The 948-nt window shown below is 38.1% G+C and carries 1 protein-coding gene; it reads left to right on the forward strand.

Annotated features, from left to right (window positions below; translation table 11 throughout):
* On the forward strand, positions 1 to 723 hold a 723-nt coding region (locus tag DSM107010_RS37835), incomplete at its 5' end, for an ISAs1 family transposase (RefSeq protein ID WP_127025453.1).
* Between the last annotated feature and the right edge of the window lie 225 nt (positions 724 to 948).

Consider the following 948-nt stretch of genomic DNA (forward strand, 5'->3'; position numbering starts at 1 on the left):
ACTGAACAAAGATTAGTGTTAGGACAAGTTAAAGTTGATGAGAAATCGAATGAAATTACAGCCATCCCAGAGTTGCTTAAGGTGTTGTCGCTACAAGGGTGTATTGTCACAATAGATGCAATGGGCTGCCAGAAAGACATTGTTAAGCTAATAGCTGGGCAAGAAGCAGACTACGTTATCAGTTTAAAAAAGAACCAAGGCTCACTATATAAACGAGTAGAAGCATTATTTTCCGAAGCACTAAAAAACCGATATGAAGGATTTACACATAGCTCAAACCGCCGCTCAGAAGAAAGTCATAGTCGAGAGGAAACCAGGTATTGTGTCCAGTTGAGTAATGTTCAGAATCAAATAGATCCAGAAGGCAAATGGCAAAATCTGCAAAGTATAGGTCGCCTAGATGTAATGAGAACGGTCAACGGTAAAACCAAAATTGAGACTCGTTATTTTATTAGCAGTCTAGCAAATAACGCCAAATTACTTGCTGATTCAGTGCGGCAACATTGGGGAATAGAAAACTCGTTGCACTGGGTATTAGATGTAGCATTTCGGGAGGATGATAGTCGCATTAGAAAGGATAATGCTCCCCAAAACTTTGCTGTACTACGTCACATAGCTCACAGTCTCCTGCAACAAAATACATCAGTAAAAACTGGGATAAAAAACAAACGACTAAAAGCTGGTTGGGATAATGAATATCTCGCTAAAGTTCTGTTTGGATAAAAGCTGAACGCAGAATTTAGCTGCAAGATTAGGCTATTTCTGCATTGAAGTATGTATTGAAGATAGTCTAGGATTTTACGCATCAATTTATTAGCTAAAGGAGTTTATAGAAGAAAATCTAAGGCTTATAACCTCCCAATTTAGCCTAAAGCATTACTCCGCTCTGCTATTTCCAGAATTTTTAGCCCAAAGCGCTTCTTAGTATTTCATTATGCTTTTATTAGA

The sequence above is a fragment of the Chroococcidiopsis cubana SAG 39.79 genome (assembly GCF_003991895.1).
Lineage (GTDB): Bacteria > Cyanobacteriota > Cyanobacteriia > Cyanobacteriales > Chroococcidiopsidaceae > Chroococcidiopsis > Chroococcidiopsis thermalis.